Annotated in this window: 14 protein-coding genes; 4 read left to right on the top strand and 10 right to left on the bottom strand. The window is 59.7% G+C overall.

All coding sequences use genetic code 11. The features are described from left to right. Positions 1-66 precede the first annotated feature (66 nt). On the top strand, positions 67-618 hold the full coding sequence (locus ACR0MO_RS01100; RefSeq protein ID WP_480626182.1) for an LOG family protein: 552 nt from the start codon (positions 67-69) through the stop codon (positions 616-618). A gap of 30 nt (positions 619-648) precedes the next feature. On the opposite strand, the gene ACR0MO_RS01095 is transcribed toward ACR0MO_RS01100, so the two are convergent. The 3 genes from ACR0MO_RS01095 to ACR0MO_RS01085 form a co-directional block, all read right to left on the bottom strand. After that, on the bottom strand, positions 649-1110 hold the full coding sequence (locus tag ACR0MO_RS01095; protein WP_480626183.1) for a host attachment family protein: 462 nt from the start codon (positions 1108-1110) through the stop codon (positions 649-651). Between the two features lie 199 nt (positions 1111-1309). Then, positions 1310-2191, bottom strand: coding sequence for a metallophosphoesterase (locus tag ACR0MO_RS01090; protein ID WP_480626184.1), 882 nt, complete (start codon positions 2189-2191; stop codon positions 1310-1312). 3 nt (positions 2192-2194) lie between these two features. Continuing rightward, positions 2195-2794 carry a superoxide dismutase gene (locus ACR0MO_RS01085; protein ID WP_170449761.1) on the bottom strand — a complete coding sequence of 200 codons (600 nt, stop codon included), beginning with the start codon at positions 2792-2794 and terminating at the stop codon, positions 2195-2197. A gap of 100 nt (positions 2795-2894) precedes the next feature. Here ACR0MO_RS01085 and ACR0MO_RS01080 point away from each other — a divergent pair, with 100 nt between their 5' ends. Beyond that, complete coding sequence (locus tag ACR0MO_RS01080) at positions 2895-3656, top strand: FkbM family methyltransferase (RefSeq protein ID WP_170449759.1); 762 nt, start codon at positions 2895-2897, stop codon at positions 3654-3656. Between the two features lie 72 nt (positions 3657-3728). On the opposite strand, the gene ACR0MO_RS01075 is transcribed toward ACR0MO_RS01080, so the two are convergent. The 7 genes from ACR0MO_RS01075 to ACR0MO_RS01045 form a co-directional block, all read right to left on the bottom strand. Next, positions 3729-4220, bottom strand: coding sequence for a hypothetical protein (locus ACR0MO_RS01075; RefSeq protein ID WP_170449757.1), 492 nt, complete (start codon positions 4218-4220; stop codon positions 3729-3731). Next, positions 4192-4668 (bottom strand): hypothetical protein, encoded by a 477-nt coding sequence (locus ACR0MO_RS01070; protein WP_170449755.1) that lies wholly within the window; start codon positions 4666-4668, stop codon positions 4192-4194. The genes ACR0MO_RS01075 and ACR0MO_RS01070 overlap by 29 nt, the downstream gene beginning before the upstream one ends. 19 nt (positions 4669-4687) lie before the next feature. After that, on the bottom strand, positions 4688-5164 hold the full coding sequence (locus ACR0MO_RS01065; protein WP_170449753.1) for a hypothetical protein: 477 nt from the start codon (positions 5162-5164) through the stop codon (positions 4688-4690). A 203-nt stretch (positions 5165-5367) separates the two neighbouring features. Beyond that, complete coding sequence (locus ACR0MO_RS01060; RefSeq protein ID WP_480889341.1) at positions 5368-5934, bottom strand: sarcosine oxidase subunit gamma; 567 nt, start codon at positions 5932-5934, stop codon at positions 5368-5370. After that, the gene (locus ACR0MO_RS01055; RefSeq protein ID WP_480889339.1) at positions 5927-8965 is read right to left on the bottom strand and encodes a sarcosine oxidase subunit alpha family protein; all 3039 of its coding nucleotides are present in this window, start codon (positions 8963-8965) and stop codon (positions 5927-5929) included. The genes ACR0MO_RS01060 and ACR0MO_RS01055 overlap by 8 nt, the downstream gene beginning before the upstream one ends. A 67-nt stretch (positions 8966-9032) precedes the next feature. Beyond that, the gene (locus tag ACR0MO_RS01050) at positions 9033-9362 is read right to left on the bottom strand and encodes a sarcosine oxidase subunit delta (RefSeq protein ID WP_170449744.1); all 330 of its coding nucleotides are present in this window, start codon (positions 9360-9362) and stop codon (positions 9033-9035) included. A 75-nt stretch (positions 9363-9437) separates the two neighbouring features. Beyond that, on the bottom strand, positions 9438-10682 hold the full coding sequence (locus ACR0MO_RS01045; RefSeq protein WP_170449741.1) for a sarcosine oxidase subunit beta family protein: 1245 nt from the start codon (positions 10680-10682) through the stop codon (positions 9438-9440). Positions 10683-10858: 176 nt separating this feature from the next. On the opposite strand from ACR0MO_RS01045, the gene ccmI reads away from it, so the two are divergent. Both ccmI and ruvX read left to right on the top strand, forming a co-directional pair. After that, positions 10859-12079, top strand: a complete 1221-nt coding sequence (gene ccmI, locus ACR0MO_RS01040) for a c-type cytochrome biogenesis protein CcmI (RefSeq protein WP_170449738.1) — start codon at positions 10859-10861, stop codon at positions 12077-12079. Next, positions 12076-12540, top strand: a complete 465-nt coding sequence (ruvX, locus tag ACR0MO_RS01035) for a Holliday junction resolvase RuvX (RefSeq protein WP_480889336.1) — start codon at positions 12076-12078, stop codon at positions 12538-12540. The genes ccmI and ruvX overlap by 4 nt, the downstream gene beginning before the upstream one ends. Positions 12541-12557 lie beyond the last annotated feature (17 nt).

The raw sequence follows: 12557 nt of genomic DNA, 5'->3' as shown, positions 1-12557 counted from the left end.
GAGCCAATTTATCAATCCCGCTATCACGGGTCAAAACCCCTGACACAACCCCGGAGCCCCCATTCGATGTCCCAGAAATCTGTCTGTGTGTATTGCGGGTCACGCAATGGCGCAAAACCGGCCTATTCCGATACGGCCCGAACGTTTGGCACCTTGCTGGCAAAGGAAGGCTGGCGGCTTGTTTACGGTGCCGGAGATGTTGGCCTGATGGGCGAAGTCGCCCGCGCCGCACAGGACGCAGGCGGCGAGACCTTTGGCGTCATCCCGGTACATCTGGTGCAGCGCGAGGTTGGCAAAACCGACCTGACCCATTTCGTGATCACCGAAACGATGCACGAGCGCAAGAAAGTCATGATCATGAATGCCGACGCAGTCGTTGTTCTGCCCGGTGGCCCCGGGTCATTGGATGAGCTGTTCGAGGCGCTGACATGGCGGCAGTTGGGTCTGCATGACAAGCCCATCGTGGTGGTGAATGTCGATGGCTATTGGGATGCCCTGCATACGCTGCTGGATCAGGTCATGGGTCAGGGCTTTGCCGACGCATCGCTGGCCGATTTCATCACATGGGCCGACAGCGCCGGGGCCGCCATGGACGCTTTGCGCGACAAACTGGCTTAGTGTGGGCGGCTGTTGCCGCCCTTGGCGCCCTTACGCCAGCCGCGGCGCGGGCTTCAGGCGTTGCCGCAAAACCCGCTCGACCTTGTGCAGCGGATGGTTGGTCAGCGTCTTATCGACCTCGGCCACGACCTTGGCCAGCACGTCGCTGTGCAAACGCCGCCGCAACAGCCCCAGCACATGGGGGCTGGCGACCAGAACCAGACGTTTATACGCGCCCTTCAACCCCTTGCGGTTCAGCAGGTTTGCCAGATCCTGCACGAAAAGGGACTTGGCATGGGTTTTCCAGGACACCTCCTCCATCGCCGATTTCTGATTGGGACCACCGTCATTTCGACGCCCTGCACGATCTGAAGGCTTTGCAGGCAGCGTATCTGGTTCTTCGACCGAAACAACAACCAGATTGGGGTCTTCGGCATCGGTGATGTTCTCCATGAACAGCGCCTTTTCCCCGTCTGCAATAATAACCCAGGTTCCTTGTGCAAGTGCGACCATCGTGTTCTCCCGTAGCGATGTCAGGTGGCATCCCTCATCCGTCAGTCATAGCGTCTGCCCACAGCCTCGTAGGTGTGGCGGTTGCCGTCCGTTTTGTTGTTGGCGGGCTTCTCCTTCCGCTCACCTTAGGTAAGCATTGGCAGGTGGGGTACAATCCCGTCTCAGGATGAAACTTTGTTCATCGGCGGGATTTTTCTGATCAGGCCGACAGCTCGATCACGGTGATCTCGGGCGTTACGCCAAAGCGCACCGGCAACATGGAACAGCCAATGCCACCCGACACAACCAGATCGCGCCCATCTTCGTGCACATGGCCATACGCATAGCGATTGCCAAACCGCGATGGCACGACCGGAGACCACCCGAACAGCCGCACCTGCCCTCCATGAGTGTGACCGCACAACGTCAATGCAACACGGCTTGGCACCTTGGGAAAAATGTCGGGCTCATGTGCCAACAGAATTGCCGGGGCGTCCGGCGGGATCTGCTCTAGCGTTCCGGGCAGATCATCCACCCCGGTATAAACACCTCGGCTATGGCGAATGGCGATCTGATCCCCAAGGCCCGCCAACCAGACACCGTTTGGCAAGGCTACCGCCTTGTTTTCCAACACCGGAATACCGTTGCGCTCTAGCTCGACAGCGGTTTCGACCGGCCCGCGCCCCCGGTCTTGCGCGGCTTTGTCCTGCCACCAATCGTGATTGCCCAATATCGCGTAAACACCTAGCGGAGCCGACAATGCCCCCAAAACCGTGGCCGTCTCACGCACCGGAACATCCTTGGTCACATAGCTATGCCCGGCCGTCAGATCGCCCAAAACCACGATCAGATCGGCACCCAGCGCATTTGTGCGCGCCACGATCTTCTCTAGCCGAGACAGCGGCGTCGTCGGCTCTGCCATATGAAGGTCGGTCAGGACCGCGACCTTGACTGGGCGATCCTGCGGCCAATCCGAGCGCTTCACCCGCCACCGACGCACACGCAAGCGCAGCGCCGGTTCGATGAAAAACCCGTAAAACGCAGCAAAAAGGCCTGCCAGCGTCACCGCCAGCAGGCCCTTTATGAACCCTCGTCGGGTCAAGGTTTACATCCGCGATGCAACGTTTTCCCAGTTTACCAGATTGTCGAGGAAGTTCGACAGGTAAGCCGGGCGCTTGTTGCGGAAATCGATGTAGTAGCTGTGCTCCCACACATCACATCCCAGCAGCGCGGTCTGACCAAAGCACAGCGGATTCACGCCGTTTTCAGTCTTGGTCACGGCCAGCGAGCCGTCCGCGTTCTTGACCAGCCACGCCCAGCCCGAGCCGAACTGGCCGGCACCTGCGGCGCTGAATTGCGACTTGAACTGGTCAACCGAGCCGAAGCTTTCGGTCAGAGCCTTCTCCAGCTCACCGGGCATGGCATTGCCGCCGGGGCCCATCATCTCCCAGAACTGGTTGTGGTTCCACAGCTGGCTGATGTTGTTGAAGATACCGTTCTGCGCCACGGCGTTTGCGTCGTAGGTGCCAACGATGATCTCTTCCAGCGACTTGCCGTCCCACTCGGTCCCGGCGATCAGCTTGTTGCCATTGTCGACATAGGCCTTGTGGTGCAGGTCGTGGTGATATTCCAGTGTTTCCGCGGACATACCCTTGGCTGCCAGCGCGTCATGTGCATAAGGAAGATCAGGAAGTTCAAAAGCCATGTCGGCCCCCTGTTAAAATGTAAGTTGCGGTTCCCAAGGTTAAATGCTTTGGCAGCAGCCGCAGGTCAAGAGCCGAGACAAGAAAACCCGGAGGTCCGCGATGCTGACACAGGCGCGCAAGATGTTCTACCGCGCCCGCGGATACTATGCGGGCACCCTGAACGGCGAGCCGTTCCGCCTGGACCCCTATCATTCGAAATTCTGGCGCAAAGCCTCTGCGGGCGACTGGGAGCCCGAAACCTTTGCGGTTCTGGACCAATACCTGTCGCCTGATCGTGACTATCTGGATATCGGGGCGTGGATCGGCCCCACCGTGCTGTACGGTGCCCGCAAAGCGCGACATGTGTGGTGTTTCGAACCCGACCCGACCGCGTTCCGGCATTTGGCGTGGAATCTGGACCTGAACGACATCCACAATGTTTCAGCCTTCGGGGTCGCCCTGTCGGATCAGTTCGGCGTGGCCCGTATGGCCTCGGTCCGCGGAGAGCCGGGGGATTCGACCAGTTCCCTGCTGCATGACGGCGCGCATGGAACGGATGCCCTGACGATTGCGTGGGAACAGTTCGAGGCGGCCAATGACCTGTCCGGCGTTTCGTTGGTCAAGATGGATATCGAAGGGGCTGAGTTCTTTGTCCTGCCCGCGCTGATCTCATGGCTCAAACGGCAACGCCCGGCTTTGCTGTTGTCAACACACGCGCCTTTGCTTGGCGATGAAGACAGGGCTGAGAAGATGGGCAACCTGGCTGAACTTTTGTCCTTCTACCATACATGCCAGCGTGAAGGTCCGGCGTCACCGTCCGGTCACCCGATGACCGATGAAGACGCCTTAGCTAGGTTCCAGACGTATTTGCTCACGTCATGACGCAGTCAGAACGCGCTATCCGTGCGGGCTGGGAAGCACATTCTGAATGCCCTTCCCAAATTAACCGCCCGATCAGTAGAGGGCGGGCGTATTGACCGCTTTGCAGCGCCCGACACCGCTGGGCCGATTGCTGACATTGGCCTGCGGGAACCGCGCGATCATCTCAAACTCATTGGTTTGCGGGTTCAGCATCCCAGTGTAAGACACGCGCAATTGACCGCCAGCACTGGCCACCAGGGAAATTCGCCAACTCAACTGATATTCACCGCGTCGATTCACCTTGAACTTCGCGTCCTTGGGCTTCTCGTCGTTCTGGCCGTTCAATCTGTTGTCTTCACGGATCGCGCCATCATAAACGCGGGCCCGCTTGTTTTCGGCGTCGACACTCAGCCAAACGCGCGAGGGAATCCATCCCTGCGCTTCAATACTGTGAAGTTCACAGTCATAGTTTACCACCTCAGCTTGTGCCGCCGAGGCGAAAAAACACAGACCGATGGCAAGAAGTCTTATTTTCATGTTCAGCACCTTATCAGTATCAGTTTGACGGCGTTGGGATTTTTGCACATTTGCCTCGCGCGAAACCGTCTCTCGGCAGATATGCGCTGTATGAGGATGACCGCGCCGTTGCTTTTAGCGTTCGGCGGTCCACAAAGACCGCAAACTCCTGATTAAGCAGGTCAATGGCATCAATTCGCGACTCGTTCGACGCATAGCTTCTGCCTGAATCCGAGTAGACATAGTCTTGTCCGACCCATGCGATTGACAGGTTTCGAATACTATCGCGCTTTACCCTGGCGGGCCCGGGTTGCGTATCGATATTCGGCGTCCGCGCCTCATGGATGAACGCCGAGCGCCCGTACTCATCCACTGAAAAGATCAAGAACTCTGGCGTCGGCTTGTTGGCAATGCCACGGCTAAAGTTGCATTCATACGTCTCTTTAAAGGTCTGAGAAACTGAAACAGTCGGGACGATCGCAAGTCCGACTGCCAATGCAATTGCTTGTAGTTTCATAGTTTGCTCCAACATATCGTTATTTTGGCGTTTGAATTTCAACGCAGGTCCCATTGGCGTTGCCATCATGGGACGCTTGTACGTTTGATTTTGAGCTAGCAATTGCCCGCATCGTTTTACGGTTCAAGAAGATCGAAAAATCCAGACGCCCCAAATCAAGAACCATTCGCCGGGGATCACCTGCCCTTGTACGTCGACCGGTGCGCGAAAACGTATACGCCTCACCAGACCAACTGATGGAGAGCAAACGAAAGCTGTTTCTATTGATTGAAGCCGCGATTTTGGGTGTGTCGATCCCCTGCAATTCAACTTCGTGCAACAGGGCCGAGCGCCCATACTTGTCAACCGAGAATATGACGCGCGCGGGCGTAGGCCGGTTTGCCAGACCTTTTTTAAAAACACACTCGAACGACTCTGAATAGGTTTCGGATCGCGCTGCATCAGGTATAGTTGAAACGGCGATTAAACCGATGGCGATTAGTCTAAAAATGTTCATCCAAATGTCTTTAGTTTAAGTCTTTTTCATATCGATAAAGCAGCCCCTTTCCACCCGCAACAGGGGAACTTACCAATCCTAACTCGCGCGCGCATCTGTCGCGCAACTTGACACTTCAATCACGAAAAAAGTCTTAAAAAGGAAAATGGCCACCTGTCTGAAACGAGGTGGCCATCGAATGATCCCTTAGGTGTGTGGGCGGGTCAATAAACGCCCACTTCACTGCCCGGCTGCGCCGCAACCTTCAGCAGGTTGAACGCATAGTCGGCAGCCGAGCGGAAACAAACCACACGGAACGTTTCGGCGTCGTCCATCCAGAACGCCCCGGCCACCTGCGCCAGACGCGAGCGGCGGATTTGGCCGGGCTGGAAGGCCTCGGGTGACAGATCGACCGGGGACAGTTTGCCCAGAACCTCGCGCGCGGACGCGCCCGAAATGCGGAACACCGCCCGCGCGTCCGAGACGTTGACCGCCAGGGCATGCGTGCCGCCAAGCGCATTGGTCATCGCCGCCAGTTTGGCCTCGACCTCGGCATCTGGCACCAGCACCAGCAACTCGTCGGTGGACATCCAGCAGACGCCGGTGTCGCCATCGACCAGAGCCTCACGCTGGCCGGGCATTTTCTGCCCGGTGGCATCCTTGACGGCCTTGGCCAGCACCTTGTCGGACAGGTCGCCGCGCAGGGTGATCATGCCCTGCAGGCCGGTTTCCTCGACCCTGGCGATGCCGTCATAGCTGGCGTGGTTCAGTGCGCTGATGGGTTCAGACATTCTGCTTCTCCCCGTCCTTGTCGAAGAAGATCGGGTCCACGATCTTGGCTTTGTAGATTTTGTCATCCGTGCCCGGGAACTCGACAATCTCGCCCATCCGGTCAGGGCCGTGCTTGATCAGGCCCATGGCGATGCCTTTGCCCAGATTGGCCGAGTAATAGGTCGAGGTCACGCGCCCGATCATATTGCGTTGACCGTTGGCGTTGACGCCCTCGCCGACTGCGTAAGCGCCGTCCGGCAGAACGGAACCATCCACAGTCTCCAAGCCGACCAGTTTCCAGCGCTCGGGATCGGCCATATGGGTCCGCGAATGGGCGCGTTTGCCGAGGTAGTCCTCTTTCTTCTTGGACAGCGCCCAATGCAGCCCCAGATCCTGCGGGATCACGGTGCCGTCGGTCTCGTCCCCGATCATGATAAAGCCCTTTTCGGCCCGCAGGATGTGCAGACATTCGGTGCCGTAAGGCATGACGCCGAATTCTTTGCCTGCCTCCATCAGTGCGTCCCAGAACGCCTGACCCTGTGACGCGGGCACCGCGATCTCATAGGACAGCTCACCCGAGAACGAGATGCGGTAGGCGCGGCAATCGAAGTCACCGATCTTGCCATCGCGCCATTCCATGAAAGGCAGCGCCTCTTTCGACACATCCATCCCGCCCAGTTTCTCAAGCACCTTGCGGGCGTTGGGGCCGACCACGGCGACCTGCGCGTATTGCTCGGTCACGTTGGCGACATAGACTTTCCAGTCCCACCATTCGGTCTGCAACCACTCTTCCATATGGCCATGGATGCGTTCGGCCCCGCCGGTGGTGGTGTGGCACAGCCATGTATCCTCATCGATGCGGGCGACAACGCCGTCATCGATCAGGAACCCGTTTTCCGAACACATCAGGCCATAGCGACATTTGCCGATCTTCAGCGTGGACATCATGTTGGTATACATCATGTCCAGGAATTTGCCCGCATCCGGGCCTTTGGCGATCAGCTTACCAAGCGTCGAGGCGTCCAGCAGGCCAAGGTTGTCGCGGGTGTTCTTCACCTCACGATTCACCGCGTCATGCACGGATTCGCCGGGACGCACATAGGCGTAGGTCCGGCGCCACTGGCCGACCGGCTCCCAATCAGCGCCGTTCTTGTCATGCCAGTTGTGCATCGGCGTCTGACGGATCGGCTGGAACACCTCTCCACGCGCTTCACCGCCAATCGACGCCAGAGAGATCGGCGTGTAGGGCGGGCGGAAGGTGGTGGTGCCGACCTTCGGAATCTCTGATTCCAGCGCATCAGCAAGGATCGCCAAGCCGTTGATGTTGCTCAGCTTACCCTGATCGGTCGCCATGCCCAGCGTGGTGTAGCGCTTGGTATGTTCAACACTTTCATAGCCTTCGCGCGCGGCCAGCTGAACGTCCGAGACTTTGACGTCGTTCTGAAAATCCAGCCACGACTTGGCGCGCAACTGGATTTCCGCATTTGCAGGCATCAGCCACACGGGTTCCATAGGTGCTTCGTCATCTTCACTGACTTCGGGAACCGACACTTTTGGTTTTTTCAGACCAAGCGCTTTGACCACCTTCAGCCCCGCTTCAGTGGCGGTCCGAAGCGTTTCAAAAAGCGAAAGGCCTTCGAAGTCAGTATCTGTTTGCGAGCCAGCGGCTACGCCTGCCGGGACGACAAAACCATTGCCATCTGCTCCCAATGGTGGGCGCTCTAAATCAGGTTGGAACATCGCGTATTTTTCGTTCCACACCAACTTGCCGCCGCAATGCGACCACATATGCACAACCGGAGACCAGCCACCCGACATGGCAACCGCGTCGCATTCGACCTCTTCCCGCGCGCCGCCGACGCCCTCTTGATTGCAGATGGCAACTTTCTTGACGCGCTTTCCGCCCTTGACCTTGGCGATGGCCTTGCCAGGGTCGACGCGGATGCCAAGCTGGCGCGCCTCTTCCGCAAGCGGCCCGGCGGTGGCGCGGGCGTCGACCACGCGGATCACATCCACTCCGGCCTGTTTCAGGGTAATAGCCGTGCGATAGGCGTCATCGTTGTTGGTGGCGACGATCACCTTCTCGCCCGGGGTCACGCCCCAGTTCACGACGTAGTCGCGCATGGCCGAGGCCAGCATCACGCCCGGCACATCGTTGCCCGCAAAGGACAGCGGACGCTCGATGGCTCCGGTCGCCGTCACAACCTGTTTGGCGCGGATACGCCACAGACGATGACGTGGGCCTTGCGCGCCCGGGTTGTGGTCGGTCAGACGCTCGTATCCCAGCACGTAACCGTGGTCATAGACCCCCGCACCCATGCAGCGAGACCGCATGGTGACGTTGTCCATTGTTTTGAGTTCGGAAACCAATTGCTCCACGAACTTATCCACAGGCTCACCGTCTACCAACCCGCCGTCAACCGGAGCGCGACCGCCCCAATGCGCGGTCTGCTCGATCAGCATGACCTTTGCACCGGACTGCGCCGCCGCCTTGGCGGCCTGAAGACCCGCAACACCGCCGCCGATCACCAGGACATCGGTGAAGGCATAGAAGTGCTCATAAGTGTCCGCATCGCGGCTGTCCTTGTCGGGGGCTTTGCCCAGACCGGCGGACCGACGGATGAACGGTTCATACACATGCTTCCAGAACGGTTTCGGATGGATGAACATCTTGTAGTAGAAACCGGCGGGCAGGAACCGCGACAGGTGGGTGTTGATCGCGCCCACGTCGAATTCCAGATTCGGCCAATGGTTCTGCGACGCTGCGGTCAGCCCGTTGAACAGCTCGGTCGTGGTGGCGCGCTGGTTCGGCTCGAACCGATTACCCTGCCCCAGTCCGACCAGCGCGTTCGGCTCTTCCGCGCCGCTGGCGACCACGCCGCGCGGGCGGTGGTATTTGAACGACCGGCCCATCATCATCTGATCATTGGCCAGCAGGGCAGAGGCAAGCGTGTCGCCCTCATACCCCTGCATCGAGGTGCCGTTGAAGGTGAAGGTAACCTTTTTCGACCGATCAATCAGACGGCCTTGTTTTGCGAGACGGGTGCTCATTGTGCGGACCTTTCGCAGGTGGAGGCGTCAGGGCCTCCGGCGGGAGTATTTTGGAAAAGATGAAGCATCAGGAGAACTCTCTCCACGTCCAGCCGGGCCGTTTGGCGGCGATGGCGTCCTTGATCTCTTGCGGCGGCTCAGAGGTCTGGGCGGTGTAGGTGCCGAACACCTCGAGCGTTTGGGTGCAGCGCGCGGCGTGGAACCACTTGCCGCAGCCATTGGCGTGGCGCCAGCGTTCGAGGTGAACGCCCTTGGGGTTTTCACGCATGAACAGGTAGTCGTGGAACTCGTCATCCGACGAGCCCGGGCCATAGCGCTTCAGATGCGCCTCGCCACCGGCGGCCAGTTCGGTTTCTTCGGCGTCAACGCCACAATAGGGGCAATTCAGGATCAGCATGTGGTCATCCTTTTGGCGGTCAGTCGGCGCGCGGGCCGATCAGAATTCTGTTCTTTGGCACCTTCGGGCAGCCCCTTAGTGCGCCACCCCGGCGGCGACGCTTTCGTCGATGAAGCGGCCCTCTTTGAAGCGGTCCAGCGAGAATGCCTCGGTCAGTGGCGAATGCCCCGTGGCCATCAGCTGTGCCATGCCCCAGCCCGAGCCCGGAATGGCCTTGAAGCCGCCGGTGCCCCATCCGCAGTTGATGAAGCAATTGCCCAGAGGTGTTGACGACAGGATGGGCGAGCGATCCCCGGTCATATCCACGATCCCGCCCCATTGGCGCAGCATCTTCAGGCGCGAGATCATCGGGAAGGTCTCGACCAGTGCCCGTACCGTTTCCTCGATGTGGTGGAAGCTGCCGCGCTGGGTGTAGTTGTTGAACCCGTCGGTGCCACCGCCAATCACCATCTCGCCCTTGTCGGACTGCGACATATAACCGTGCACGGTGTTGGCCATCACGACCACATCCATGCAGGGTTTGATCGGCTCTGACACCAGCGCCTGCAGGGCAATCGCCTCCAAAGGCAGACGGAAGCCCGCCATCTCGGCCAGTTGACCGGAATGGCCTGCCACTACGATCCCCAGCTTGTCACAGTCGATCGAGCCTTTGGTGGTGTCGACGCCGACAACGCGACCATTTTCGGACCGAACGCCTTTGACTTCGCATTGCTGGATGATGTCCATCCCCATCGCCGAACAGGCGCGGGCATAGCCCCAGGCCACCGCATCATGGCGCGCGGTGCCGCCGCGTTCCTGCCACAGCGCCCCCAGTACCGGATAGCGCGGACCGTCGATATTGATGATCGGGACCAGTTCTTTGACGCGCTCGGGGCCGATCCACTCGGTCTTGACGCCTTGCAGCGCGTTTGCGTGGGCGGTGCGCTGATAGCCGCGAATTTCGTGCTGAGTCTGGGCCAGCATCATCACGCCGCGCGGGCTGAACATGACGTTGTAGTTCAGGTCCTGGCTCAGGTCTTCATAGAGGCTGCGCGCCTTTTCGTAGATCGCGGCCGATGGGTCCTGCAGATAGTTCGACCGGATGATGGTCGTATTCCGACCGGTGTTGCCACCACCCAGCCAGCCCTTTTCGATCACGGCGACGTTCTGGATGCCGTAGTTCTTGCCAAGGTAATAGGCCGTCGCCAGACCATGCCCCCCCGCACCGACGATGATCACGTCATAGCGTTTCTTGGGCTGGGGGGACCGCCAAGCGCGTTCCCATCCTGTGTGATAGCGCAACGCTTCGCGCGCCACAGCAAAGGCTGAATAGTGTTTCATAAGCGAATCCATCCGGTTCGGTGATTGTGCGAAGATATGCCGTGTTGGCCGACTCTACCCCTGCCGGGCAACGCCACAATATAGCACTATTGCGACATGTCGCCCTTTCGCGGCCATTTGTCCCTTTTGTCGGGCGTCTGACAGGTCTAAGTCAAAGCAGCTATTTCGGAGGGACCATGACGTTCTGGGTTCTGCTACTGATCATTGCGCTGTTGATCGCGGCGTTCCTGAGCTACAGCCTGCTGCGTGGCCGTCGCGGCGCCGAGCCTGCGGCGGCCTATGATTTGCGGGTCTATCGGGAACAACTGGCCAGCGTTGACCGCGATCTGGCGCGCGGTGTCATTGGTGAAGCGGATGCCGAACGGGTCCGCACCGAAATCTCGCGTCGCATTCTGGCAGCAGATGCGCAGATGGCCAAAGAGGTCGCAGGTGCCGGACCGTCGGGCGTTGTATCCGCGATCACAATTGCGTGTCTGACCGTGGTTCTGGCGGGCGGCGGGTTGTGGATGTATCAGCGGATCGGCGCGGTTGGTCTGCCAGATATGCCCCTGACCGACCGCATCGAACTGGCCGAGGAGGTGCGTGCAAACCGCCCACCGCAAGCCGCTGCCGAGGAGTTGGCGACACCACCGCCACCGCGCGAGTTGGATGAAAGTTACGCCAACCTTCTCAACCAGTTGCGCGAAACAGTTGAAGCACGGCCCGAAGATCTGCAGGGGCATATGCTGTTGGCTCAGCACGAAACCAACGCTGGCAACTTCAAGGCTGGATACCAGGCGCAGCAGCGGGTGATCGAGCTGTCCGGAGACACCGCAACCGCCGATGCCTATGCGGATTTCGCCGAGATGATGATTCTGGCGGCCAACGGATATGTCTCGCCCGAGGCCGAGCAGGCACTGTCGCAAGCGCTGGATCGCGATCCACGGCACGGGCCGGCCCGGTACTATCTGGGCCAGATGTTGGCGCAGGTCGGACGCCCGGACATCGCTTATCGAATGTGGATCGAAACCCTGCGCGACGCCCCCCAGGGCGCGCCCTGGGCCGAGGCGATCAGGGTTCAACTGGATGAGCTTGCCTTCCGAGCAGGTGTTTTCAACGCGCCGGACATTGCACCGGCCCCCGGACCCAGCCAAGAGGATATGGCCGCCGCAGCCGAGCTGACGCCGGAAGAACGGCAGGAGATGATTCAGGGCATGGTCGACCAGCTTTCAGACCGGTTGGCGACCGAAGGCGGCTCGCCCGAGGAATGGGCCCGTCTGATTGCAGCACTTGGGGTTCTGGGCCAAGGCCAGCGGGCCATAGATATCCACAAGGAAGCGAAAGTGGTGTTTGCCGATAACGCGGATGCGTTGCAGATGCTGGACGCGGCCGCCCTGCAAGCCGGTATCGCGCAATGATCCACGACGCGTTCGAAGATTTCGCGGCCGCCCTGCCCCCGATGACCGCGCTGATGGGGCTGGACCTTGGGGAAAAGACCATCGGCGTCGCGGTCTCGGACCGGATGCGCGGCGTAGCCAGCCCGCTGGAAACCGTGCGGCGCAAAAAGTTCACACTGGATTCCGCCCGTTTGCTTGAGATCATCGCAGATCGCGAGATTGGCGGCGTCATTCTGGGCCTGCCGAAAAACATGGACGGGACTGAGGGGCCAAGGTGCCAATCCACCCGCGCCTTTGCCCGCAATCTGTCGCGCCTGACCGACATGTCCATCGGGTTCTGGGACGAACGGCTCAGCACGGTTGCGGCAGAAAAGGCACTGCTCGAGGCGGATACGACACGAAAACGTCGCGGACAGGTTATCGACCACGTCGCAGCCGGTTATATCCTGCAGGGAGCGCTGGACAGGCTGCGCTTTCTCTAACTGGTCGGAGACCGCTG

The sequence above is a fragment of the Ruegeria sp. K5 genome, from assembly GCF_056531805.1.
This window is presented reverse-complemented; position numbering and strand designations above follow the sequence as displayed.